The following is a 25,745-nucleotide window of genomic DNA, read 5'->3' as shown; positions in this document are numbered from 1 at the left end:
CCTCACCATGAGGGTCTGAGATGGACACTGCCACCCGCTTCCACTCTCCCCCTCATCCTGAGGAGCACGCCGCAGGCGTGCGTCTCGAAGGATGGCGACGGAACTCGGACGAAATCTTATTCCTTGCTGCCCAGCTGCTCCTTGAGCGCTGCGAGCTTCGCGAATGGCGAATTCGGATCGATGGCACCGCCTCGCTCGCGCGGTGCGGCACTCGTTGCGAACGGACGCGTGGCGCCGCCACCGCTGCGATCGCGGTCACGACCACCTTCGCGGCCCTTGTCGCCGAACTTGCCCTTGCCGCCGCCGAAACGCTGGTCGCGCGGCGGACGACTGCCGCCCTTGTCGTTGCGATCGCCGCGGGCTTCGCGATTCGGGGCGCCACCGGCCGGCGCATCGGTGCGCGGACGGCGGAAATCCTTGTTACCACCACGATCGCCATCGCGGTCGCGACGGCCGCCATTGTTGCGATCGGGACGATTGCCGCGGTTGCCGTCGGCGACTGCGCCTTCGGCCTGCCCGGCCGGAGCCGCAGCCTGGCCGGCATTGTTGTCGCGGCGGTGCTGATTGCGATTACGGTCATGGCGCGGCGGACGGCGTTCATCCGAACGGCCACCGGGACGCCAGACTTCGACCATTTCGGGCTCGGCAGGTGCAGCGGCTTCCGTCGCGGGCGCTTCTGCATCAACCGTCGCAGTCTCGGTGGGGGCCGACTCCGACGTCGCGGCTTCAACCTGCGCAGCTTCTTCAGTCGCCGCTTCCGCGGGCGCTTCAACGACAGGCTCGCTTGCCACCGGCGACACATCCGGCAGCAGCGAGGCTGACGACGGTGCGGGTGCGTCCTCAGTCACCGGAGTTTCGGTGACTTCAGTCTGAGCAACGGGCTCAGCAGCAACGGCTTCAGTTGCCGCCGCTTCCGGAGCAACATCACCCTGCGCAGCATCGGCCACGGGCGCAGCCGTCGGCGCTTCGACGGCTGCATCAGCCGTCGCAGCTTCGATCGGCGTCGTCGCAGCCAGCGGCTTCGGCGGTGCTGGCGGCAATGCCGGCTTCTTCTCCATGCGATAACCGAGCGCACGCAGGATCGAGGCAAAGTCTTCACCGGCCGAACCGGTCAGCGAGGTCATCGCCTGGGTCACGGTGAAGCTGCGGCCGTCATAGGCGCCCGCCGGCTTGTCGCCCGGCGAATTCTCGCGCCACGACAGAGCAGGACGGATCAGATCGGCCAGACGTTCGAGAATATCGACGCGCACGGCGCGCTCGCCGGCATGGCGATAGCCGAGCACGCGATAGGCATCGCGGCCGAGCTCCTTATCGACCGGGAACGAGGTGCGGCCGGAGCCTGCGAGATGCTGCGCGCTGGACAGCGCGGACATATCGACATTGTCCTGCTTGAGCGCCCACAGCAGCGCCGCCAGCGAACGCGCGGCCGGCTTCAGCAGATTCGGGAAATAGATGTGATAGGCGCCGAAGCGCACGCCATATTTGCGTAGCACGGCACGCGACGGCTGATCGAGATCCTTCATCTCGGTCGCGATCTTCTGCCGCTCCAGCACACCCAGCGCTTCGTTGAGCTGGAAGGCGATGCCGCGGGCAATTCCGGTGACGTCCTCGGCCTTTGCGAGCTCGAACAGCGGCGCGAGCAGCTTTTCGATATGCGTCTTCAAATACAGATCGAGACGGGCCTGCACGGCATCGCGCGGCGCGCCCGTGAGGCGCTCGTCGGCGATGATGCGGAGGCGCGGATGCAGCACGTCATCGGCTGCGACCAGCTTGGCCACCGCATCGCCGGTCCAGCGCAGCGTGCCGTCGGATGTGAGCACGAGCTGATCGTCCGGCGCATTGGAGAGTTTCTCCGCGCGCGCGTCGATCTCGCCGGCCAGCGCCTTCGATGCCGCGGCCTGCAAGGCCTTCGCATCGGAGCCGGCTTCGGCCGCATCGGGCAAGAATGTAAAACCATCGAGCCGGCCAATCGTGTGGCCCTCGACAACAACTTCGCCCGTCTTACCAATTTCAGTATTCAGCATCGTGTTTTCCCGCAAGCGGCGCATCAATACACTGGTACGACGATCAACGAAACGCTCTGTAAGCCTCTCATGAAGGGCATCTGACAGTTTATTTTCCAATTCACGGGAGATTCCCTGCCAATGTTCGGCATCTGCGAGCCAATCAGGACGATTTGCCACAAAGGTCCAGGTACGAATCTGCGCAATCCGGCCCGATAACGTGTCGATATCGCCGTCGGTCCGATCCGCCTGCGCGATCTGGGCGCCGAACCAGGCATCCGGGATGCGGCCGCGCTTCATCAGAAAGTTGAAGATCGTCACCACCAGCTCCGCATGCGCGGCGGGCGCGACACGGCGGTAATCAGGAATCTGGCAGGCGTCCCACAATTTCTCGACCGCGTCCTTGCCCTGCGCCATCTCGCGCACGTCGGGATCGCGGGCGGCGTGATCGAGCACGCGGAGGTCTTCCGCAATTGGCGCACGTGTCAGTGATTCATGGCGCGGTGTTTCGGCGAGCGAGACCTGCAAGGCTGCAATCGACGTGAAATCCAGCCTGGAATTGCGCCACTGCAGCACTTTCACGGGTTCGAAGATGTGGTTCTGCAGCTGGTTGACGAGCTCGGGCTCGAACGGCTCGCAGCGGCCGGTGGTGCCGAAGGTGCCATTGCGCGTCGCGCGGCCGGCGCGGCCGGCGATTTGGGAAAACTCCGAGGGCGTGAGGCGGCGGAACTGGTAGCCATCATATTTGCGGTCGGAGGCAAACGCGACGTGATCGACATCGAGATTGAGGCCCATGCCGACCGCATCGGTGGCGACGAGATAGTCCACATCGCCGGTCTGAAACATCTCCACCTGCGCATTTCGCGTGCGCGGAGAAAGACTTCCGAGGACGACTGCGGCGCCGCCGTGCTGGCGCTTGATCAGTTCGGCGATGGCATAAACTTCGTCGGCGGAAAACGCGACAATGGCGGTGCGGCGGGGCTGGCGGGTGATCTTGCGGTCGCCGGCGAATTCCAGCGTGGACAGCCGCGGGCGGGTTACCACGTTGATTCCAGGGAGCAATTTCTCGACGATCGGCCGCATGGTGGCGGCGCCGAGCAGCAGGGTCTCGTCGCGGCCGCGGCGATTCAGGATGCGGTCGGTGAAGACATGGCCGCGTTCGAGGTCGGCGGCGATCTGGATTTCGTCCACGGCCAGGAACGAGACATCAAGATCTCGTGGCATCGCCTCCACGGTGGATACCCAATAGCGTGGTTTTGACGGCTTTATCTTCTCTTCGCCGGTGACGAGGGCTACCGCCTCCGGGCCAACGCGGGCGAGGATCTTGTTATAGACCTCGCGGGCCAGGAGGCGGAGCGGAAGGCCAATGATTCCAGAGGAATGCGCGAGCATCCGCTCGATGGCGAGATGGGTCTTGCCGGTATTGGTGGGGCCGAGGACGGCGGTGACGCCGGCGCCGGGCGCGCGGCCATTGCCGGGCGGGGAGGAAAAGGCCATGATTTTCAAGTATTTCCGCGTGGCCTTCTGTCAAGGCAAGGGGCTGAAAAAGCAGCGATCGGAACGACTCCGGAACGAAACCGGCCCGAATCGGTGACTCGACACCTTCACCCGCGCCCCAGCCCCAAGATGTCGCGGCGCGTGTCGAATGTCCTCACTAGATCAAGTTTGTGACGGGGCAACAAGGCCTGTGAATCCTTGTGGACAAAGCTAAGTCCGACGGACTCCGATCGGCAAAAGAGTCAACAGGCGCGGTGCCGCCGTGATGCCGCAAGACGGCCGCTGGTTTGCCTCTGCCGCCGCTGGTTTGCCGCAAGACCCGGGCGTCTGCCGCGCGGGTTTGCGCGCATGTCTTGTGGCAACACGGAGGCAGCGCCGTAGGATGGGTTGAGCGGAGCGAAAACCCATCATTCAAACCTCGCGGCTGGCTCCGCCGATGGGTTGTCGCGTCGGCCTGCGGCCGCCGCTCAACCCATCCTACGACCATTCCTCAATTCGTCTTCGCCGCCGCCTTGGCCGGCGCGGCGGTGGTCACGAACTCCGTCGCCTCCAGCATGGCCTGGCCGAGCGGGGTCGGGATCGTCACGCGATAGGGCACCAGAATCCGGGTGCCGGCGATCGGCACCAGCCAGGCTTCCATGTTGCGCTGGGCGGCGAGATATTTGATGGCGGCGCGGTCCGGCACATAGCCGGCAATCGGCGTGAAATAGACGGCGCAGACGATCGCCGGGCCGTGATAGCCCTTCTCGGCCTTCACCTGCTCCATCCGCTTGTAATCGAGCTTGATGTCATAGCGCATGCGGCCGTCGAAGATCGACGTGCCGGTGCGGCACGAATCCGGCGCCAGCAGATTGCCGGTGCCGGGCACGGACAGCAGCGAGCCCGTCATCGGATCGATCACATTGCGGCGATGCGCATCGGTGACCGGGATGCGCTCGGGATCGTCCGACAGCTCCGGCTCGATGGAAAACTCTTTCACATAGCCGAGCGCGATCTGCATCTTGATCGCCTCGGACTTCTTCGCCGAGGTGGTGGTGGCGGCATAATTGGTGGGGCCGAGCTGGCCCGCGACCACGCGCCCCTGCGCCTGGCCGAAGCCCGACCCGCCGGAAAACGCCTTCAGCAGCCCCGCAGTGCCGCCGGTCGCCGCCGCGCTGTATTGGTCCTCGGTGATGTCGATGGCCCAGGTGCCGCGGCCGACGGGAATCCCCGCGAGGCTGGCTTCATATTTGGCCTCGACCTTGCCCTGCGCCGCGGCCGGCCGGCTATCGGCGAGCGCGCCTATGGCGCACAGCCCGGCCAAAAGCCACAGCGCGAAGCCTGATCGAAAAGCGGTTTTGCGGGGGCCGGGGCAACGCACGTTCTGTCTTACCTCACGTCTCGTCATCCGGGGCCGGTGGCGCGGCATATGAATACGGCTCGGTGCGCCACTGCGCATGGGCGAAGCATGTCTATGCGTGTCCGGCTGGAATACGTCCTTTATATGATGGGAACCAGGCGCGTTTCCAACCACTTCGCTGTGGTATCCGCCGCCGAGACCGGCTATAGCGGGGCGTTGCCAGCGCGGCCCCTTGCAAAGCGGGCCGGTTCCGGCGGGTGTCATCCCAATCCGTGGCGTGCGTGCCAAGTCTTTTGGTCCATGTCATTGGTGTGACTCGTCTTGACGTTTGCAGCTCCAAACCCTATACGTCCGCGGCTCCTGAAATGGACGTGATTTTTGAACCCCTGCCCGGCCTGATGGTCGCAGGCGGGGATGACAGAGGATTTTCGCCATGTCCCGGCGTTGTGAACTGACACTGAAGGGCCCGCAGGTCGGCCACAAGGTGAGCCATTCGAACATCAAGACCAAGCGCCGGTTTCTGCCGAACCTGGTCAATGTGACCTTCATCTCGGACGTGCTCGGCCGCGGCATTCGCCTGCGCGTGTCGGCCAATGCCGTGAAGTCGGTGGACCACCGCGGTGGTTTCGACGCTTACCTGATCGCGGCCAAGGAGAGCGAGCTCTCCGCCAAGGCTGTGCTGCTCAAGCGCGCCATCGAAAAGAAGAAGACCACGGAAGCCAAGGCTGCCTGAGGCCTGAGGGCGGCGTGAGCTGCCTGGGCTGAAGGACGGCGCGCTGTGATGGCGCGGCTTCGTAGAGGAATAACAAAACGGCCGGATCGCGAGATCCGGCCGTTTTTGTTATTGGGTTTTGACTCCAGATCGAGTTCTAAATCCGCTCATCGCAGCGAAAACTACTTCAACTTGCAGAGCCAACACGTACAGCGATCACGCTCCGCGGTGTCGCGCAGGTGCTGTTGCCCACGCCCCCACTGTCGGGAGGCAGCGCGCAGCAGGAGCGTAACGGGTGCTGTCTGTTCGGCAGTGCAGAAAAAGTGACAGCGCAAGGCGCTCCTCTGCCGTTGGTATTCGGCGCATTCGTCACCGGCTCAGTCGTTGTTTCTGCAGGGTTGAACACGGAAGAAATCGGCACAAACCCCGCTGTCAATTCGGTGATATCGGCTCTGCATCCAGACAGTGATCATTCTTAGGCGGTAACGGATTCACTGGCGCGGGACTAGCTATGGCGATCCACGAAATCGGAGACAGCAGATCTCAAGGGTTCCACTGTGTCCAGAATGGTCGCTAACGTTTTTTTCAAGTGACTATTGCCTATGTTTCCGCCCAGCATCGGGTCGATAGTTTCTACTGCGGAATTGTATTGATCGACCGCTTGAATCACCTCAGCCGCCTTAGTCCGGAATGGTTTGGGCAACAAAATCATGGCGTCACCAGCAGATCTAAGGTCATTGGAAACAGAAATCAGGAGACTTTTACGATCTACGACCGTATCGGGCTGTTTCGATCGAAGAAATACCGCCGACCTTAGTCTAGATAGCTCAACTTGCAGATTCCAAGCGGCACCATACTGGCGAGCAGAGTCGATCGACCTCTTCATTGCATCGCGAACCTCGTTATCCAGCATTGCGAGCGTAGTACGCTGGTGCCTGCGATGATAACGAAAATCATTCGATTGATGGGGCGCGTGCGCTTGCGCTTTGCCTACCACGATCTTGAATGCAAATCGATTAGCGCCTTTCGAGAAAAGGGGAATAGGTACAATCGAAATAGTTTCTATCTTAGGATGGATGTTTGCTAGCAAAAGCTGCTCAAGACCGTCCGCGTTTATTCCTGCGCTGGTGTCGACCCCCCCGTCAATCCCGGTTGGAAAACCATCGGCGTCCGCTTCAACACCTACATATATCGTGCCGCCCTCCGCATTAGCCATTGCAGCAACATCTTTTGAAAACTCCGTGTGGTGCTTTTGACCTACGGTCGTTCCGGTGTTGCGTATCGATGTGCGATCTTTGAAATTCAGAGAATTGCTTTCCTTATATTCGATCGCAACGTCTTCCTGCTGCCGCGTGCTAACGAACCTAAAAAGTTCTTCTTCAGTCATTGCGCTATCACTCGTTCATCTAGTGTGAGTTTTCCATGAGCCGTTTCGGACCGAGACAAGAACTTTAACTTCATCACCTATCGGGACGAGCTGCGAGAGCGGGTGACGCGGTGCCACCGCCGGGTGCTGCCTTAGCGCAGCACCGCGCTCTTGATCAGCGGTCATCTCATCCCGCGAGGAAGGTTCGCGGGACGAGTCGTCCCACCGTGCGAACTAGAGCAGGGTAGGAGAGAACTAGGCTAGGGCTTGGGTTGACGTTGCCGTTTTCTGCCCTCGACTTTGCCTCATTGCGCAACGTGGTGATCACGAAACGGGCTGCGGCGTTTAGGCTGTTCATGTCAGCGTAAATCAATTCTTCGTAGCCGCGGGCTCCGTGTTCGGCGAAACGATAAAAAAGATCCCATAGCCCAGCGCGAGGCACCTCGTCGGGACGGCGCCGCTGGTAAGCGAGATCAACAACCAATGACGAGAGGTTTCTTTGACCTAAAGAGCGGTCAAGCGTTTCCTGAAGCGATCGCGAGAAATCAATATGTAAACGTTTGTGCTGTGCAATCACTAACGGAAGAAGAACTAGCAGGTTTAACGGCTGCTTTTGGTTCCATGCCGTGATGCAGTTATTCAGTATCTCAATACATTGCTCAATATCACGCGGCGGCATCGCGCATGCGTCGAATGCCTCCGCGATAAACTCAGTAGCCCCTGTGTAAGGGACTGCCGAAAGCTTTTCAATCGAAGCTGGATCTAGCAAGCTCGTCACTAGGGCCATGCGTTGCGGCTCTTCGAAACGATATGTCTGATCGAAGAACCGGTAGAGATAGCGCTGGCTGTCAAAGGCTGCGCCGTAAAGGGCGCCGACCGAGTGCTGCAATTGCTCAGTATTAGTGGCCATAACAAAGACAATGCCGGGCAAGTCAAACAGGTGCTTGATGCGTTCGAGCAATAGGACAGCGCACGTCGGTCGGCAGCGATCAAGTTCGTCAACCAAAACGAACAGAGGCAATTTTCTTCCGCCTTCCAACTCAGATAACACCGACTTCAATTTATTTTTGAAATCTGCGATTGATTTTTGGCTTTGCTTGAAGCGCTCCACCATGGCCTTGCCGCTTGCATCTATCGCAAACTCTAAACTTTTTTCCGTTGCTGCAGTTGCACCCTTCGCCAGCTCTGCACCGACTAGCTCTGTCAATTGCTCGACTGCATCTTCACCGAGTATGCGATGGCCAAATTGCCTCGCAGCTCCCTTTGCGCTGGAGCTTACGACTTTTCCCGTGATTTCCATCAAGGTTTTGGCCGATTTACGGATAGCCGGTTTGAGTTTCTTGTCGCCGTCAATGCCCTTGTAAATAGCAGACATCACGGCGATTAGGGGATCCTCTGCGTGGTCGTCAGCCCACGCGTCAACGTAAGCTACTAGGTAGTCAGCCGCTCGCAACTGATCGCGAAAATTGGTGAGGAAATAGGTTTTTCCCACCCCCCAGCCAGCGTCTAGATTCAGCACGTATGATTTTTGTTTGTCGGCTGAGCGCAGTTCTTCGGTTTTTTTTGCCAGAAAGTACTGAAGAAAATTAGCGTCTTTCTCGCGGTCGAGCAGATCACCCGTCCAAGGCGCGATGGTCATGAGTCCTCAAAAAGATTGGAGTGCGCACAATTTCGGCTGCGGTCAAAAGGAGCGCAGGCGCGAGTAGACGGCTCGACAACGTGGACACGTGAACGCGTGCAATGTCTGCGCTGGGCGGATCTGCACACCATCGACAAGACAAGCAGGGCAGAACGGAAGCCCCTGAGGCTTCCCGTCAACCTCTTCATATTGAAAGCCTGCAGTCTCGATCATTGACTTCTGTTGGATCGACCGCTTCTTGAGCTCTGCGATCTCGCGATCCTTTGAATGAATCTCCTGCTGGGCGTCAGACAGTGCCATCTTGAGGTCAGCCAAATTGACGTACAGTGACGCAATCTTCGCCTTTAATTCGCTCTCGCTTAGGCTCTTGTCGAGCTCGTTTAGCTGCTTGACTATGTTCAGCGCTGTAGCGGCCGAAGCCAGCGCTCCTGCGAAGTCCATCTAACGTTCCCCCCATTTGCGAACATTGCTTCCCGGCTTGTGCCGCGCTTGCTCAAACCGGCAAGGAATACTGGCTTCCGCTGGATACGCTCACAAAGCAATTCGAGATCAAGAAAGAGAGCGGGAGCGCAACATTTTCACAAGCGAAACCGCTCAACTGCTTCTCTATCACTGTATTGCTACCCTACATGAAGCAAAAAACGCTATGTGGGGCTGCGTCACACACAAGCGCTATTGCAGTCCTTGCATATAGTCTGGGGCTGAGAAAAGCCGACGGCAGGGAGGGGCGAGCTGTTCGGCGCTTTTTCGTTACAAACTCCCCGAAATCGCCCTAATTTCCCGCGGAACACCCAGCCACGGTCCGCGTTCGTATTCCCGGAGCGCTTGCCTTGTGCAGCGCACTTCGTCGGACAGACGAATGACTATGCATTCAAGAAGGAGCAATCCGATGCAACAGACCCTGCGAAAAGCCCTGCTTCCGATGCTGGCTGCCGGCGCGCTCAGCGCCGCGGTGCCGGCCATGGCGGCCGATGTCTATGTGCGCGATCGCGCGCCACGCGTCGGCGTCGCCGTGCCGGTGATGCCGGCCGGGCCGCTGACGGTCGAACAGGCGGTGCAGGTCGCCTATGGCATTGGCGTGGTCGAGGTGAAGGACACCCATTTCGACGGCGACGAATGGGAGATCAAGGGCCGCGACCGCTATGGCAAATGGATCGAGGTCGATATCGACGCGCGCACCGGTGAAGTGCGCAACGTGGATCGCTCGATTATCTGATGCGGGTGGGAGAGTGAGGCGAGAGCGGCGCGCTGGAAGGCGCGCCGTTTTCTTTTTGCTTGGGAGTGGTTCAAACGCCGAAGCTGATGGACTCCCTCCCCCAAGCGAAGCGCAGCGGGGAGGGTCCGCCGATAGGCGGGGGTGGGGTCTCTCCCCACGTGACGTCAGAGTTTGGGGAAGCACCCCACCCTGACCCTCCCCGCTGCGCGGCTGCGCCGCTTGAGGGAGGGGACACTGCTGTCCGCGCTAGCGCAACTTCAATCCCGTCGCGGCTTCCAGCTCGGTCAGTGCTTGTGCTGCTCCCGTCACCTTGATCGTCGTCATGCCCAGCTCGCGGGCGGGCTTGAGGTTGACGCCGAGGTCGTCGAGATAAACGCAAGTCTTCGGATCGACACCGAGCTTGTCCGTCATCATCGTGTAGATGCGCGGATCGGGTTTTCGCAATCCGATCTTGGCGCTTTCGATGACGTGATCGAACAGCACCATCACCTCCGCCACATAGAGCGCACGGCCATCCGTCGAGCCCATCGCGTTGGCCGGCAGGTTGTTGGTGATGCAGCCGGTCTTGAACTGCGCCTTGATGCGGCGGAGCGCGTCCACCATCTCCGGGCGGATCTCGCCCTTCAGCAGCTTCACCACCTCGCGGCCGCGGACTTCGGCGCCGAGGGCTCTGGATTCGGTGGCGAACAGCGTGTCGAAGGCATCGAGATCGATCTCGGCGCGCTCGAATTTCGCCCAGGCATTCTCATGATGGTTCTGCGCATTGGTGCGGCGGATGATGTCCGCGGGCAGGCCGTGGCTCTGTTCGTAATGCGCAAAGGCCTCGAACGGCGATGAGGTGATGACGCCGCCGAAATCGAAGATCACTGCAGAGATCATGGGGTTTCCTGGTGGTTATTTTTGCTGTGCCGGTCGTGGGCTCCTCTCCCCGCATGCGGGGAGAGGCGGGGTGAGGGGGCTCTCCGCTTGCTCCGAGCCGGCGGAGAGCCCCCTCACCCGCCCGGCTCCGCTTCGCTACGCCGGACGACCTCTCCCCGCAAGCGGGGCGAGGTTAGGAACGACGCTACTCCGCCGCGCGCTGCTCCAGCACGGCCATGCCGCTGCGGGGGCCGAGATCGCGCAGCGGCGACGCACCATAGAGGCGCGCATATTCGCGGGAGAATTGCGACGGGCTCTGATAGCCGACCGCGTATCCGGCGCTGCCGACATCGAGGCGCTCCACCAGCATCAGACGGCGCGCCTCCACCAGGCGGAGCTGCTTCTGATACTGCATCGGCGTCATCGCGGTGACGGTCTTGAAATTATGATGCAGCGAACTCTCGCTCATGCCGACATTGTCGGCGAGATCCTCGATGCGGAGCGGGCGCGTGTAGTTTTCACGCAGCCAGGCGATGGCGCGGGCGACCTTGTTGCTCGGGCTCTCGGCCAGCGCGATCTGGCGCAGCCGGGCGCCATAGGGGCCGACCAGCAGGCGATACAGCACCTCCTGCTCCAGCAGCGGCGCCATCACCGGGATGTCCTGCGGACGATCGAGCAGGCGCGCCAGGCGGAGTGCTGCGTCGAGCAGGTCGTCGGAGGCCCGCGCCACGGCAAGGCCGCGCTCGGGCACGGAGGCGGCGGGCTGGGTAAAGCCGTTGCCGAAACGCGCCAGCACGTCATGCAGCTGGCGCGGATCGATGATCAGGCCGAGGCCGAGATGCGGCTCCGCCTCGGAGGCATCGACGACGCAGGACGACACCGGCAGGTCGTGGGAGACCAGAAGATAGTCGCCGACGCCATATTCATGGGCCTCGTTGCCGAGGGTGAGCCGCTTGCGGCCCTGCATCACCAGGCCGAAACAGGGCGACTGGGCGGAGTGGGTCAGCTCGGTGGGGGCGGTCTGGCGCTTCAGGAACAGGCCGCGGATCGGGGTCGCCATATCCTCCGTGGCGTTCCGGGCAATGATGTCGCGGAATTCGGCAATCCGGTCGAGCATGGACAAACCCCTCATGGTGCTGGCCTTTTGGGCCGGGTTGGATCTAGCAACGGCGGTGCGGCAGGGGAATGGCGGGGCGATCACATTTGCAGGATCGTGCATGACATCCGCAGGATCGGCCTAACGCTGCACCGCGGCGATTTGCGATAAGGGAGATGCGCCAGACCGGTGATCGCCGGGTTGCCCGAGGGCCCCCGGATCGCGGTGACGCCGCCTCTTCTCTCTCACCGACATTCTTCACGCGATAGCCGCGTGGATATCAAAGACAGGGATCATGCCATGACACGATTGGCAGGACAGGTTGCGCTCGTCACGCATGCAGGGAGCGGCATCGGTGCCGCGATCGCCCGCCGGCTCGCCGCCGAGGGCGCCTGCGTGGTGGTCAGCCACAAGGACGATCACGACGGCGCATCACGGCTGGTGGCCGACATCATCTGGCGCGGCGGCTGCGCCATGGCCGTGCAGGGCGACGTCGCCCACTGGCCGGACGTGCGGCGGCTGTTCGCCGACACCGTCGCGACCTTCGGCGGGCTCGACATCCTGGTCAACGACACCCGCCAGAGCGACGAGACCCATCTGTTCGGCGCCATGCTGATGAGCCAGGAGGCGGTGCGGCTGTTCGGCCCGGATGGCGGCGCCATCATCAATCTCACCACCCTCGCCCGCTGCGACCTCGCCCCCGAGGCTCCACCGGACATGGCGGTGGATACGCTGACCGTCGGCCTCGCCCGCGCGTTCGGTGGCCGCAATATCCGGGTGCATGCCATTGCGCCGGGCGCATTGGGGCCGCAGGAGCCGGCGGAGATCGACGTGCTGGACGGCGCTGCGCGCAGCCGGCAATTCGTGGCGCTGCCCCGGCGCGCGACGCCGGATGCGGTGGCCCGGCTGGCGGCGGATCTCGCCAGCGAGACCAGGCACGCACCGCTGATGGCCGCCGGGTGAGCGGATTTGTGCGGCAGGCGGCTGCAGAGTTCCGCCTGCCCACAATCGCGTACCGCGTTTTCACCGAGCGTTAACTGCCGCCGGTAAATTGCCGCCAACTGGCTGTGCGCTGTCGCGCTGGTGTCAAATAAATACACAGTCGGGTGCTAAAGGAGGGGCGATTGTAATAGCATCCCTTTGCCCGACGATGATTGCGAACACAGACATCAAACCGACATGGCGACTTTCTCCGCGCTGGCTGGTGGCCGCGGCGGTGACGATCGTGGTCGGCTTTTCGCTGATCTGCGGCAGCGTGCTGCTCACCATGCGGCGCGGCGACGAGAAGCTGGCGCAGCAGACCCTCGGCAACCTCGCCTCCTCCATCGATGCCGAGATCGCGCGCAATCTCGAACTCTATGACATGTCGATGCGCAACGTCGCCAACAACATGACCTCGCCCGAGCTGGTCGAGGTGTCACGCAATGTGCGGCAGATGGTGCTGTTCGACTATGCCGCCACCGCGCGCCATTTCGGCAATATCCAGGTGCTGGATGCCGGCGGCAATGTCACGCTGGATTCCACCACGCTCGACCCGCAGCCGCAGAACTTCGCCGATGCGGAGTTCTTCACCACCCATCAGCGCGACCCGCTGTTCGGCCTCTATATCTCGCGGCCGATGCAGCATAACGGCGCCTATGGCATCGTGCTGAGCCGCCGCATCGCCGCGCGTGACGGCCAGTTTCTCGGCGTCGTCACCGGCTTCATCCATTACAGCTATTTCGACGAGATCGTCGCGCGCCTGCAGCTGGAGCGGAGCGACATGATCTCGGTGCTGCGGCAGGACGGCGTGCTGATCGCACGCTCGCCCTTCGACAGGACTCTGATCGGCCGCGATCTCAGCCGGTTGCCGGCGGTGCAGCGCGCGCTGGCATTTTTCTCCGGCAGCCATCTCGGCGAAGCCGCCAGTGATGGCGTCTCGCGCCTCTATGTCTGGCGCGACAGTTCGCATCCGCTGTTCGTGATGGTCGGCCGTTCCACCGATGTCATCTTCGGCCAGTGGCGCAAGGAGGCGATGCAGATCGGCGGCGCCATGGGCGCACTCGCTTTGATCGCCAGCATGCTGATGCTGGTGCTGGCGCGCGAGATGAAGAAGCGCGCCGCCATGGAAGACGAAATGGCGCGCCTCGCCATGACCGACGGTCTCACCGGCCTGGCCAATCGCCGCCGCTTCGACATCGTGATCGAGAAGGAATGGCAGCGCGCCAACCGCGCGCAGCAACCGATCTCGCTGCTGATGATCGATGCCGATCACTTCAAGGCCTTCAATGATCGCTACGGCCACCAGGCCGGCGACCTCGTCCTGTGCGGCATCGCCTGGAGCATCGCCCGCCACGGCAAGCGCGCCAGCGATTGCGCCGCGCGCTATGGTGGCGAGGAATTTGCGCTGATCCTGCCCGGCCTGTCGCTGCATGATGCGATCGAGCTCGGCGAGCGCATCCGCCGCGAAATCGGCAGCATCGAGCGCGAGGGCATGACGCCCACCACCATCAGCGTCGGCGCGGCATGCCTGGTGCCATCCGCGCAGAATTCGATGATGGAACTCATCAACAAGGCCGACACGGCGCTCTACGCCGCCAAGTCACTGGGCCGCAACCAGACCTATCCCGGCAGCGCACGCAGCAGCCTCGCGGCCTAGTTCCGCTGTGTCAGGGCTGTTGCCTATCAAGTGCGAGAGGTATTTTACGGCCATCCTTCGAGACGCGGCCCATGAAGGCCGCTCCTCAGGATGAGGGAAGAGTGTGGCTCCGCAGAAGACCCTCATGGTGAGGAACCCGCGAAGCGGGCGTCTCGAACCATGGAGGCCGAGCACGATCGTCATCGGCGCTCCGCCACGAGCAATAGCCCTGTCGGCCTGGAAAGACGCAGAGGCTGCCAACCGCCACTTCTTTACGGTTGTAATTAACTCCTCATTCACCTGACTTCCTAACCTCGCTGCTACTTCTGGGAGGGTATCCATATCCTCATAAGGGTGAGGGCATGGGTTTGCAGCCTGGGGGACAAGTGGAGGACGCGCGTAACACACCGTTCGTGCCGGGCGTTCGTGGCGCGATGCCGCGACGCGGCGTGGTGCGTTCGCTGATCGTGGCTGGCGCGCTGCTGGTCATCGCCATCGTCATCGGCACCACGATGACCGTGAACAGTTTCCGCCAACGTGCCCTCGATAACAGCAAGCGCGAACTCGAAAATACCGTGCTGCTGCTGCAGAACCATTTCGACCAGCAGTTCCAGGAGCTGCAGCGCATCCAGAAGGGCATGCGCGCGCAACTGATGACTGACGGCATCATGACGCCGGAGAGCTTCGCCAACGCGCTCTCGGGCTTCGAAGCGCATCTGATGCTGAAGTCGAAACTCGACGACGAATTCGCCGGCGAGCTGACGGTGATCGACGCCAAGGGACACTTGATCAACTGGTCGGGCTCCTGGCCACCGCCAGATGCCAGCATGGCCGACCGTGATTATTTCGAGATCATCAAGGCGCAGAGCTTCCGCGACGAAGAAATCGTGCGGCCGGTGTTGAGCAAGCTCACCGGAAAGTGGAAGACCGTGTTCGCGCGCCGCATCAACGGCCCGCGCGGCGAATTCTTCGGGGTGATCACCCGCGGCATCGAACCCGTACATATGGAGAAATTCTTCGCCTCGGTCTCGCTCGGCGACAACGCCACCGTGTCCATGTTCCATCGCGACGGCACATTGCTGGCGCGCTATCCGAAAGCCGATCATGCGATCGGGCGCAGATTCTCCGGCAGCCCGCTGCTGGAACATCTGCGCTACAGCAGCGATCCGGTGACCATCCGCACCGTGAGCCCGATCGACAACACCGACCGCATTGGCGCCATGCGGCTGCTGAAGGAATTTCCCATCGCGCTGATCGCCACGTCATCCGTCGAGGGCGTGCTGGCAGACTGGCGTAGCCAGACCAAGTTCCTGATCTTCCTCGCGACAGGCTCGACCCTGCTGCTGACGGGCTTTCTCTTCCTCATCATCCGGCATATCCGCCGGCAAAGCGAGAACGCACAGCGTGAATTGACGCTGGAGAAGAACCGGCTGGCGACCGCCATCAACAACATGACGCAGGGCCTGCTGCTGTTCGATGCCGATGCACGCATCGTGGTCTGCAATCAGCGCTATCTCGATATGTATCACCTGTCGAGCGATGTGATCGTACCCGGCCTGTCGTTCCGCGAGGTGATCGCCCATCGCAAGGAGACAGGCTCCTTTGTCGGCGATATCGACGCCTATGTCGATGCGATCATGCGCGATGTCGGTCGCTCGCATACGCAATTCATGCAGACCTCCGACGGTCGCTCGATCCAGATCCTGTCGCAGCCGGTGGCCGATGGCGGCTGGGTGGCGACCCATGAAGACATCACCGAACGGCGCGAAGCCGAAGAGCGCATCGCGCATCTCGCCCATTACGACGCGCTGACGGACCTGCCGAACCGCACGCTGTTCCGCAACGAACTCGAACGCGAGCTGAAACGCGTCAGCCGCGGCGCGCAATGCGCGGTGCTCTATATCGACATCGACGAATTCAAGAGCATCAATGATTCGCTCGGCCATCCCGTGGGCGACGAGTTGCTGAAGGAAATCGCGCGCCGGCTGCGGCTTTGCGTGCGCGGCTCCGATGTGGTGGCCCGGCTCGGCGGCGACGAATTCGCCATCGTGCAGACCAATGTCAGCGCCCATTCCGACATCACCGACCTAGTCGGGCGCATCTATACCGCGATCCGCGAACCCCATGAATGCCTCGGCCACCGCCTGCTCACCGATGCGTCCATCGGCATCGCCATGGCGCCCCGCGACGGCACCGATCTCGACGAACTGCTGAAGAATGCCGATCTCGCAATGTATGGCGCCAAGGCCGAAGGTCGCCGCACCTTCCGCTTCTTCGAACCGCAGATGAATGCCAAGGCCAAGGCGCGGCGCATGCTGGAGCTCGACCTGCGCGAGGCCATCGCCGATGGCGGCTTCGAAGCGGGCGGCTTCGAGGTCTATTACCAGCCGCTGCTGAACCTGCGCGACGACAGCGTGGTCGGCTGCGAGGCGCTGCTGCGCTGGCATCATCCGGAGCGCGGCATGATCTCGCCGGCCGATTTCATTCCGGTGGCCGAGGAGATCGGCGTCATCAGCCAGCTCGGCGAATGGGTGCTTGCGACCGCATGCCAGGAAGCGACGAACTGGCCGGATGATATTCGCATCGCCATCAATGTCTCGCCGGCGCAGTTCCGCGGCGCATCGCTGCCGCTGAAGGTGGCGTCGGCCCTCGCCGCCTCGGGCCTGCCGGCACGGCGGCTGGAGCTGGAAATCACCGAAGCCGTGCTGATCCGCGACGACGAGACGGCACTCGGGATCATGCAGGACCTGCGCGAGATCGGCGTCCGCATCGCGCTGGACGATTTCGGCACCGGCTATTCCAGCCTGAGCTATCTGCAGCGTTTCCCGTTCGACAAGATCAAGATCGACCGCAGCTTTGTCACCGATATCGCCGATGCCCATGGATCGTCGTCGATCGTGCAGGCGGTGGTGAATATCGCGGCGTCACGGCAGATGACGACCACCGCAGAAGGCGTCGAGACCCTGCCGCAAAAGGAATTGCTGCGCGCTTTGGGCTGCACGGAAATGCAGGGCTATCTGTTCAGCAAGCCGAAGCCGGCGAAGGACGTGCGGGAATTGCTGGGGCGTGGAACGGCGCGGGCCGGAGCTGCGGCGTAGCGCGCTCTTCCAGTTTGCTTGGGAGCTTGGGGACCCCCATCCCCGGCCCTTCCCCGCAAGGGGGAAGGGAGAAGAGGTCTGAGCTCCATTGCTCTGCTCGAACTCGAGTTTGGTTATGAACATTTAAGCCAAAAGCACCGCCCGCAGTGCCCCCTTCCCCCTTGCGGGGAAGGGCCGGGGATAGGGGCGCTGCAAACGCAGCCGTTGCCAATCGACGCCGAGCCTCACTCCACCAGCGTGAACTGCATCAGCAATGTCCGCTGCAGCATCGAAAAATTATTATCCGAGATCAGCGTGATCACCGTCTCGCCGCTCTCGGTGACATGGGTATCGATACCTTCGAAATTATCGATCTCATGGCCGAGATCGGCCTCGAACATCGTCGGGCCATCGACCACCGCATTCGGCATCACCTGTGCCAGCGGAATGCGGCGGATGCGGATGCCGGTGTCGCCGAACAGCGAGAATTTGCGCTCCAGCAGCAAGAGATCCCCGGACGGCAACTGCGCGGCATCGCTGATGTCGTATTTCAGCGTGCGGCGAATGCCGAAGGTGGCCGGCGCCTTGCCGCCGATGATCCAGCATTGAATGTTGCCGGCGGCATCAAGGCCGCGTTCGGAAATCGCCAGCAGCATGCCGGCCAGCGGAGAGGACCTGAACTTCTCCTTGGAGACGAGGACTAGCGATTCAAGGCTCTTGTTGTCTGGGAGTTTGCGCATGCCGGCCGGCTGCGGAATCACGTCGCCGCGCGCGAGCACGCCATCGCGGCCGAAATCGAATTTGACGATCTGATGCACGCGCTCGAAGCCGACATAGGCGATGCCGTCTTCCAGCGCGAGGGATTCAGAGTCGTACCAGCCGCGGGCTTCGAGCGGCTTGCCGTCGCTGCCGAGAATGGGTGCGGCTTCGGCATCGACGACGCCTGTCATGATGGCGCCGCCATAGGCGATCCGCCCGGTGAACCACATGCCCTTGTCGCTCAGCGCGACAAAGCGCTCGCCTTTGTCATCGAGCCGCAACGCGGAGACACCACCGAAATCGCGGAACGTCGAGGTGAGAATGAGGCCGCTGCGATATTGCAGCGCGCCGAAGCGTGTCTGCTGGGGATCGCGGGTATCGAAGGCCGGGACGGGCCGGGCATCGATGGTGATGGTCTCGGCGGCCCGGGCAGACGCCGGCGCGGGCACGGGGACGGATTGGGCGCGGGCCAGTGCCGGCCACGCCGCGGTGGCGGCGAGCGAGGCAAGGATGGAGCGGCGGGTGAGCATGCTCGTTCAACCCACAGCCAACACCACCCTCATGGTGAGGAGCGCGCCAAGGGCGCGCGTCTCGAACCATGAATGTGGGGCACATCCTTCGCGACGCCGCGTCGCGGCTCCTCAGGATGAGGGCGGAGCATGCTGAGGGCAGAGAGGTGCATGGCGTCAATGCACCTTACGCCGCCGGCCATGGCTTGGCGCGGGACCATTCGTCTCGCTGAACAGCTCTGCCAGCTTCTCGGTGATGGCGCCGCCGAGTTCCTCGGCATCCACGATGGTCACGGCGCGACGATAGTAGCGCGTGACGTCGTGGCCGATGCCGATGGCGATCAGCTCCACCGGGGAGCGGGTCTCGATCTCCTCGATGATATGGCGGAGATGGCGCTCCAGATAATTGCCGGGGTTCACCGACAATGTGGAGTCATCCACCGGTGCGCCGTCGGAGATCATCATCAGGATCTTGCGCTGCTCGGGACGACCCAGCAGGCGCTTATGCGCCCAATCAAGCGCCTCGCCGTCGATGTTCTCCTTGAGGAGCCCCTCGCGCATCATCAGGCCGAGATTCTTGCGCGCACGACGCCAGGGCGCATCGGCCGACTTGTAGATGATGTGGCGGAGATCGTTGAGGCGACCGGGATTGGCCGGCTTGCCGGCGGCGAGCCACGCCTCGCGCGACTGCCCGCCCTTCCAGGCGCGCGTGGTGAAGCCCAAAATCTCGACCTTGACGCCGCAGCGCTCCAGCGTGCGCGCGAGAATATCGGCGCAGGTGGCGGCGACGGTGACCGGACGGCCGCGCATCGAGCCGGAATTGTCGAGCAGCAGCGTGACGACCGTATCGCGGAACGTCGCTTCCTTCTCATGCATGAAGGACAGCGGCGAGAACGGATCGGTGACCACGCGCGACAGACGCGCGGGATCGAGGATGCCTTCCTCGAGGTCGAAGTCCCAGGCGCGGTTCTGCTGCGCCATCAATTTGCGCTGCAGGCGATTGGCGAGGCGCGCGACGACGCCCTGCAGATGCGCGAGCTGCTTGTCGAGATAGGCGCGCAGACGCTCCAGTTCGTCGTGATCGCAGAGGTCTTCAGCGGCGATGACCTCGTCGAATTTCGGCGCGAAGGCGTGATATTCGGGACCGAGACGCTCATTGGCGCCGCGCGAATTCGGACGCGTGGCTTCGCCGGGCGTGTCCTCGTCGCCCATCTCGCCGTCTTCGTCGAAGGTGTCCGAGGCCGACGCCTGTGCGCTTTCCATGGCGCTGTCGGTCATCTCCTCCGATGACTGCTGCGCCTGGTCCGCGCTCATTTCCTGCGCGGCGTCGCTTTCCGGCGAGCCTTCGGCGCCGTCCTGGTTGTTCTCGCCCTGGCGCTCGTCGTCCTCGCTCTCCTCGTCATCGGGCTGAGCATCGCGGTCATCGCCAAGTTCGAGATCAGACAGCAGGCTGTGAATGGCGTCGCCGAACTTGGCCTGGTTCTCGGTGATGTCCGAGAGCTGGTCGAGCCGCTGGCCGATCTTCTGTTCGAGAATGGGGCGCCAGAGATCGACCACCTTCTGCGCCGCCGCGGGCGGCGCGAGGCCGGTGAGGCGCTCGCGCACCAGCATGGCCAGCGCATCGGCCAGCGGCGCATCGGCGCGGTCGGTGATCTCGTCGAACTTGCCGCGGTGGAAATGGTCTTCCAGCATGGCGCCGAGATTCTTGGCGACGCCGGCCATGCGGCGCGACCCGATCGCCTCGACCCGCGCCTGTTCGACCGCCTCGAACACCGAGCGCGCCTGCGGATTGCCGGGCATCAGCTTGCGGTGAACTTTCGGATCGTGACAGGCGAGTTTCAGCGCGATGGAGTCGGCATGACCGCGCACGATGGCGGCGTCACGCTTGCTCAGCTTGCGCGCCGGTTCCGGCAGCCGCGCCTTGCCGGGCGCAAGGCCGGGCTTCTCGGCGGCGTAAGTGACTTCCAGCTCGGGTGTCTTGGCCAGCGCGCGAAGGGCGGAGGCGACCGAACGCTTGAACGGCTCGGTCGGCGCTTCCTTGGCACCGGTGCGAAATTGTTTGGAAGGGGTCGTGGTCATCGAGAAAGCCAGCGCTCCAGCGGCAGATTATTCTTGGGGCGATCGTGTGCCGTCAACCTCGACAACACTTGTCATGATCATAGACCAGTCATAGGGGCACACCCGCGGAAACGCGTCACCGAGAAGGGCCGTTTCACGCAAGGCATCACCTTTGGCGTCGTCATAAGCCTCATCGACCGCCTCATCGAGGCTGGATTTGAGGCTCGGATTCTTCTTAAGCACGCGAAGCACACGGCGACGATGTTCAGCAATAGAAAGCACCCAGCTTCGCGAGCGTCGCTCGGGTTGATGATCCCATTTCAAAAGATGATGCAGGATCACACGGATAGAACTTTCCAACTTGTCGTATTGCTCGCCCCCCACGTCCGACAACTCCTCAGCGATGTTGCCCGCGTCGATTTCGGTGAGCCGGCCGGCGCGCAGCAATTCGACCTGCTGCTGCACCCAACCGAAAATGTCGTCACCATAGCGAATGGAAGCGGCCGAACCTTGGTTCGACGTCGAGCGGAGTTTCGACTTGGTCGTCGTGCTCATCGCGCCTCGCTATGGGATCGACGGGTGGAGCGGTGCCCCACCCGGAAGCACTTATGTCAGCGCCACATTCACCGAGCTCTCCGGGAGCTCCGCGTTGAAGCAGCGCTGATAGAATTCGGCGACCAGCGGGCGCTCGAGTTCGTCGCACTTGTTGAGGAACGTCACGCGGAAGGCGAAGCCGATATCGCCGAAGATGTCGGAATTTTCCGCCCAGGTGATCACCGTGCGCGGGCTCATCACCGTGGAGAGATCGCCATTGGCGAAGGCGTTACGCGTGAGGTCGGCGAGGCGCACCATCTTGTTGACGATGTCCTTGCCCTCGGTGGTCTGATAGTGCTTGGCCTTGGCCAGCACGATCTCGACTTCCTCGTCATGGGCGAGATAGTTGAGCGTGGTGACGATCGACCAGCGGTCCATCTGGCCCTGATTGATCTGCTGGGTGCCGTGATAGAGACCTGACGTGTCACCGAGGCCGACCGTGTTGGCGGTGGCGAACAGGCGGAAGGCCGGATGCGGCTTGATGACCTTGTTCTGGTCGAGCAGCGTCAGGCGGCCGGCGACTTCCAGCACGCGCTGGATCACGAACATCACGTCCGGGCGGCCGGCATCGTATTCGTCGAACACCAGCGCGACATTGTGCTGCAGCGCCCACGGCAGGATGCCGTCACGGAATTCGGTGACCTGCTTGCCGTCGCGGACCACGATGGAGTCCTTGCCGACGAGGTCGATGCGGCTGATGTGGCTGTCGAGATTGACGCGCACGCAGGGCCAGTTGAGGCGGGCGGCGACCTGCTCGATATGGGTCGACTTGCCGGTGCCGTGGAAGCCGGTGACCATCACGCGGCGGTTGCGGGCGAAGCCGGCGAGAATGGCCAGCGTGGTGGCGCGGTCGAAGCGGTAATCCGGATCGCTGTCCGGCACATGCGGATCGGTCTTGGAGAAGGCAGGCACTTCGAGATCGGAATCGATACCGAAAACCTTGCGCACCGACACCTTGATGTCGGGAATGCCGGTCAACGCTTCTGCGGACTGTTCTTGCGCTTTCGTCATGGCGGCGGTCATCGATCCTCCGTGGTCCCGGGAATGCCGAAACCAGTCTTTCAGTTTGGCTACGGATGGGGTGCTTTGCGGGAACGTAGCAGAGAGCCGCGGCCGGACAAAGCCCAAGGGAACGTCAAAGTTCCAAAATGTAATCATATAGATAGGTTGTCATGACGGTTTTTGGAGCCCTGCCCTGCGAATCGGGCGATGCTCGAAAGGCCGGAATTCGTTGAGGTATCCTGCAGCCGCGCAGGCAGATCGGACAGTCGTGCACCATACTATCGAAGCCATCACACAATTCGTCGCTGCCCATGCCTGGCTCGGCTATCTCACCGTGTTTCTGGCGGCATTGCTCGAAGCCGTTCCAGTGCTCGGCACCTTCATTCCCGGTACGACGCTGATTCTGGCACTGTCGGCGCTGATCCCGGCCGGCGATCTCAACCTGTTCGCCGTGCTGGCGGCGGCGATGCTCGGCGCCATTCTCGGCGACGGCGGCGCTTATTGGACGGGGCATGTGCGGCAACGCGCGCTGCTGCAGGCCTGGCCGCTGAAGAACTATCCCGGCGTCGTTGCGCAGAGCGAAACCTTCTTCGACCGTTTTGGCGTATGGGCGGTGTTCCTCGGCCGCTTTGTGCCGCCGATCCGCGCTTTCGTGCCCGTCACCGCCGGCGCGCTGGCGATGGCGCCAGCCAAGTTCTTCCCGGTTAACATTCCGGCGGCGCTGATCTGGGCGCCCGCGCATGTCCTGCCGGCGGCCTTTGCCGTCTCGCTGCTCGAACATTTTGGCGGCCTCGCCGGGCTCGAGCACAAGGCCAAGCATTACAGCGTGTTGGTGGTTGTGGTGCTGGCGGTGGCAGTCGGCATCGCTGGCTGGTGGTGGCGACGGCGCTCGGTCACCTCTCACCGCCGGGGAGAGGTCGGCACGCGCAGCGAGACGGGTGAGGGGGCGCTACACGCTCGGCCGGAGTGAAGCCCCCTCACCCGCCCGGCTTCCCTGCGCTACGCCGGACGACCTCTCCCCGGCGGGGAGAGGTGTCAGAGCGTCGCTGCCGCCCGCTTACGAAAAATCAACCCTTTGATTTATCAACGAAAAGAAACCCTGTTCGCTTGACTCCGGCCATGGTTTCACCCGAAAAGCCTGCCACGGCAGTTTCGCCCGCCGTGTCTCCTCCCCATATTCGATGAATGACCGATCCCATGCGCAGCTATCTCGACTTTGAAAAGCCGGTCGCCGAGCTTGATTCCAAGATCGACGAATTGCGCGTGCTCGCCGCCGGCGGCAGCGATATCGGCGAGGAGATCGTCCGCATCGAGGACAAGGCGGTCGCGGCCCTTCATGAGCTCTATGCGAATCTGACGCCGTGGCAGAAGACCCAGGTCGCGCGCCATCCGCAGCGCCCGCATTGCTTCAATTACATCGACTCGCTGATCACCGAATTCACCCCGCTCGCCGGCGACCGCAAGTTCGGCGAGGACGAGGCACTGGTCGCCGGCTTCGGCCGTTTTCGCGGCGAGAGCGTGTGCGTGCTCGGCCAGGAAAAGGGCTCCACCACCGAGACCCGCCTCAAGCACAATTTCGGCATGGCGCGCCCGGAAGGCTACCGCAAGGCGGTGCGCCTGATGGAAATGGCTGACCGCTTCGGCCTGCCCGTGCTGTCGCTGGTGGACACCGCCGGCGCCTATCCCGGCATCGGGGCGGAAGAGCGCGGCCAGGCGGAAGCCATCGCGCGCTCCACCGATGCCTGCCTTGGTCTTGGCGTGCCGAATGTCGCCGTCATCATCGGTGAAGGCGGTTCGGGTGGCGCGATTGCGATTGCCACCGCCAACAAGGTGCTGATGCTCGAACACGCGATCTACAGCGTGATCTCGCCGGAAGCGGCATCCTCGATCCTGTGGCGCGATTCATCGAAAGCCCAGGAAGCTGCGACCAATATGAAGATCACCGCGCAGGACCTGCTGCGGTTTGGTGTGATCGATCAGGTGCTCAAGGAGCCCGCAGGTGGCGCGCATCGCGATCCCGCGGCGATGATTGCCACGACGGGCGATGCGATCGCCCAGGCACTAAAGGATCTGAGCGGCATGGATGCTGCGGCTGTGCGCCAACAGCGCCGGCAGAAGTTTCTGGATATCGGCCGGAAGATCGGCTGAGATCCCAACCTCCTGCAAGGGCAAGGCTATCAGCGCGGAAGAGGATAGTGCTGGGCCTGCATGGTTCGAGACGCCCGCTTCGCGGGCTCCTCACCATGAGGGTCTTCTAAAGCGCCATACTCTTCCCTCATCCTGAGGAGCGCGCTCTTGCGCGCGTCTCGAAGGATGGCAGCAGGCTGCTTCCGACGGCCTTTTTCATTCACGCAACCAGCAAAAAGCCCGCCTTTCGGCGGGCTTTCGCGTTTCAGCAGCAGTCACGCCACTCTTACTTCTTCGCCGGAGGCGCCATCTTGGTATCGGCCGGCTTCGGCGCATCCTTGGCGGCCGGGGCAGCCGGCGTCGCTGCCGCCTGATCCAGACGCTCCACCTTCGCGGCCTCACGCAGCTTGGTGACGTAATCGGCCTGGGCCTTGCGGACCACATACTGCTCGATCTGCGGCTTCACCTGATCGAAGCTCGGCGCCTGGCGGTTGCGCTTTTCCTCGACCTTGATGATGTGCCAGCCGAACTGCGACTTCACCGGGTCCGAGATCTTGCCCGGCTCCAGTTCGAACGCGACCTTGGAGAATTCCGGAACCATCTGGTCCTTGGTGAAGAAACCGAGATCGCCGCCATCGGCAGCACCCGGATCCTTCGACGACTTCTTCGCCAGCTCGGCGAAATTGGCGCCCTTCTTCAGTTCCTCGGCGATCTTCTTGGCCTCGTCCTCGCTCTCCACCAGGATGTGGCGGGCGTGGACTTCCTGCTCGCCGGAGATCTGCTTGGCGGCGTCCTCATAGACTTTCTTCATATTGGCGTCGGTCAGCGATTCCTTGCCTTCCGAACCGAGCAGGCTGTCCATCAGCAGGCGGTTGCGGGCGAAAGCCAGCTTCGACTTGAACTCCTCGCGATCGGCGACCTTCTTGTCCTCGGCGGCCTTGGCGACGATCTTCATGTCGATCAGGAACGACAGGACGTTGTCCTTGCGGGACGCCGGATCCATCTGGGCGAGGCTCGGCCCGAGCTCTTCTTCGGCGATGGCCACGTCGCTCTGGCGGATTTCCTGGCCGTTGACCTTGGCCAGAACCGGGTTCGCGTCCTGCGCGTAAACCGGGAAACTGGACAGGAACGCCACCGCAACAGCGCCGGTGAGCGAGGCCAGGGTCAGGCCGGGGCGCTGGCCCAGCTTCTTAGCGGGCGGTACGAAGGTCATCGGAAATTCCTCAATCTGAAGGTGCCTGTTGGGACGGCGGGACACTCTCCCAAACAACTCAAC

Annotated in this window: 19 protein-coding genes; 7 read left to right on the top strand and 12 right to left on the bottom strand. The window is 62.5% G+C overall.

Features of this window, described 5'->3' with window-relative positions:
• Positions 1-116 precede the first annotated feature (116 nt).
• Both AC1RQ5_RS05425 and AC1RQ5_RS05420 read right to left on the bottom strand, forming a co-directional pair.
• On the bottom strand, positions 117-3,500 hold the full coding sequence (locus AC1RQ5_RS05425; protein ID WP_493197480.1) for a helicase-related protein: 3,384 nt from the start codon (positions 3,498-3,500) through the stop codon (positions 117-119).
• Between the two features lie 490 nt (positions 3,501-3,990).
• A complete protein-coding gene (locus AC1RQ5_RS05420; protein WP_493197478.1) occupies positions 3,991-4,860 on the bottom strand; it encodes a DUF3108 domain-containing protein in 870 nt (289 codons plus the stop codon).
• Positions 4,861-5,272: 412 nt separating this feature from the next.
• Between AC1RQ5_RS05420 and rpmB the strand changes: the two genes are divergently transcribed.
• Positions 5,273-5,572: a 50S ribosomal protein L28 gene (gene rpmB, locus AC1RQ5_RS05415; protein WP_398483611.1), complete on the top strand. Its 300-nt coding sequence runs from the start codon at positions 5,273-5,275 to the stop codon at positions 5,570-5,572.
• A gap of 484 nt (positions 5,573-6,056) precedes the next feature.
• Here the strand turns inward: rpmB and AC1RQ5_RS05410 are convergent, their stop codons facing one another.
• The 3 genes from AC1RQ5_RS05410 to AC1RQ5_RS05400 all read right to left on the bottom strand — a co-directional run bounded on the left by AC1RQ5_RS05410 (position 6,057) and on the right by AC1RQ5_RS05400 (position 8,997).
• Positions 6,057-6,938 carry an AlbA family DNA-binding domain-containing protein gene (locus AC1RQ5_RS05410; RefSeq protein ID WP_493197477.1) on the bottom strand — a complete coding sequence of 294 codons (882 nt, stop codon included), beginning with the start codon at positions 6,936-6,938 and terminating at the stop codon, positions 6,057-6,059.
• Positions 6,939-7,104: 166 nt separating this feature from the next.
• On the bottom strand, positions 7,105-8,556 hold the full coding sequence (locus tag AC1RQ5_RS05405; RefSeq protein WP_493197475.1) for a KAP family P-loop NTPase fold protein: 1,452 nt from the start codon (positions 8,554-8,556) through the stop codon (positions 7,105-7,107).
• A 42-nt stretch (positions 8,557-8,598) separates the two neighbouring features.
• Positions 8,599-8,997 (bottom strand): hypothetical protein, encoded by a 399-nt coding sequence (locus AC1RQ5_RS05400; protein WP_493197473.1) that lies wholly within the window; start codon positions 8,995-8,997, stop codon positions 8,599-8,601.
• A 448-nt stretch (positions 8,998-9,445) separates the two neighbouring features.
• Here AC1RQ5_RS05400 and AC1RQ5_RS05395 point away from each other — a divergent pair, with 448 nt between their 5' ends.
• Positions 9,446-9,772: a PepSY domain-containing protein gene (locus AC1RQ5_RS05395; RefSeq protein ID WP_493197471.1), complete on the top strand. Its 327-nt coding sequence runs from the start codon at positions 9,446-9,448 to the stop codon at positions 9,770-9,772.
• Between the two features lie 246 nt (positions 9,773-10,018).
• On the opposite strand, the gene AC1RQ5_RS05390 is transcribed toward AC1RQ5_RS05395, so the two are convergent.
• On the bottom strand, positions 10,019-10,651 hold the full coding sequence (locus AC1RQ5_RS05390; RefSeq protein ID WP_493197469.1) for an HAD-IA family hydrolase: 633 nt from the start codon (positions 10,649-10,651) through the stop codon (positions 10,019-10,021).
• 184 nt (positions 10,652-10,835) lie between these two features.
• The gene (locus tag AC1RQ5_RS05385) at positions 10,836-11,747 is read right to left on the bottom strand and encodes an AraC family transcriptional regulator (RefSeq protein WP_398483626.1); all 912 of its coding nucleotides are present in this window, start codon (positions 11,745-11,747) and stop codon (positions 10,836-10,838) included.
• A 252-nt stretch (positions 11,748-11,999) separates the two neighbouring features.
• Here AC1RQ5_RS05385 and AC1RQ5_RS05380 point away from each other — a divergent pair, with 252 nt between their 5' ends.
• The 3 genes from AC1RQ5_RS05380 (at position 12,000) to AC1RQ5_RS05370 (ending at position 17,441) form a co-directional block, all read left to right on the top strand.
• Positions 12,000-12,689, top strand: a complete 690-nt coding sequence (locus AC1RQ5_RS05380; protein ID WP_493197468.1) for an SDR family NAD(P)-dependent oxidoreductase — start codon at positions 12,000-12,002, stop codon at positions 12,687-12,689.
• Positions 12,690-12,876: 187 nt separating this feature from the next.
• Entirely contained in the window at positions 12,877-14,364 is a 1,488-nt protein-coding gene (locus AC1RQ5_RS05375; protein ID WP_493197466.1) for a sensor domain-containing diguanylate cyclase, read from the top strand.
• A 413-nt stretch (positions 14,365-14,777) separates the two neighbouring features.
• Positions 14,778-17,441 (top strand): bifunctional diguanylate cyclase/phosphodiesterase, encoded by a 2,664-nt coding sequence (locus AC1RQ5_RS05370; RefSeq protein ID WP_398483632.1) that lies wholly within the window; start codon positions 14,778-14,780, stop codon positions 17,439-17,441.
• A gap of 224 nt (positions 17,442-17,665) precedes the next feature.
• On the opposite strand, the gene AC1RQ5_RS05365 is transcribed toward AC1RQ5_RS05370, so the two are convergent.
• From AC1RQ5_RS05365 to cobS, 4 genes are all read right to left on the bottom strand, one after another.
• Positions 17,666-18,709: an esterase-like activity of phytase family protein gene (locus AC1RQ5_RS05365; RefSeq protein ID WP_493197464.1), complete on the bottom strand. Its 1,044-nt coding sequence runs from the start codon at positions 18,707-18,709 to the stop codon at positions 17,666-17,668.
• Between the two features lie 156 nt (positions 18,710-18,865).
• Positions 18,866-20,767 (bottom strand): cobaltochelatase subunit CobT, encoded by a 1,902-nt coding sequence (cobT, locus tag AC1RQ5_RS05360; RefSeq protein WP_493197462.1) that lies wholly within the window; start codon positions 20,765-20,767, stop codon positions 18,866-18,868.
• 27 nt (positions 20,768-20,794) lie between these two features.
• A complete protein-coding gene (locus AC1RQ5_RS05355) occupies positions 20,795-21,301 on the bottom strand; it encodes a DUF29 domain-containing protein (RefSeq protein ID WP_493197460.1) in 507 nt (168 codons plus the stop codon).
• A gap of 51 nt (positions 21,302-21,352) precedes the next feature.
• On the bottom strand, positions 21,353-22,363 hold the full coding sequence (cobS, locus tag AC1RQ5_RS05350) for a cobaltochelatase subunit CobS (protein WP_493197458.1): 1,011 nt from the start codon (positions 22,361-22,363) through the stop codon (positions 21,353-21,355).
• Between the two features lie 247 nt (positions 22,364-22,610).
• Between cobS and AC1RQ5_RS05345 the strand changes: the two genes are divergently transcribed.
• On the top strand, positions 22,611-23,312 hold the full coding sequence (locus AC1RQ5_RS05345) for a DedA family protein (RefSeq protein WP_493197456.1): 702 nt from the start codon (positions 22,611-22,613) through the stop codon (positions 23,310-23,312).
• Positions 23,313-23,527: 215 nt separating this feature from the next.
• A complete protein-coding gene (locus tag AC1RQ5_RS05340) occupies positions 23,528-24,490 on the top strand; it encodes an acetyl-CoA carboxylase carboxyltransferase subunit alpha (RefSeq protein WP_398481619.1) in 963 nt (320 codons plus the stop codon).
• Positions 24,491-24,755: 265 nt separating this feature from the next.
• On the opposite strand, the gene AC1RQ5_RS05335 is transcribed toward AC1RQ5_RS05340, so the two are convergent.
• Positions 24,756-25,682, bottom strand: coding sequence for a peptidylprolyl isomerase (locus AC1RQ5_RS05335; protein WP_493197454.1), 927 nt, complete (start codon positions 25,680-25,682; stop codon positions 24,756-24,758).
• Positions 25,683-25,745: the final 63 nt, after the last annotated feature.

This window comes from Tardiphaga sp. GW821-FHT12E02 (assembly GCF_058807155.1).
The sequence above is the reverse complement of the archived record's forward strand: the minus strand, read 5'-3'. Positions and strand labels throughout refer to the sequence as shown.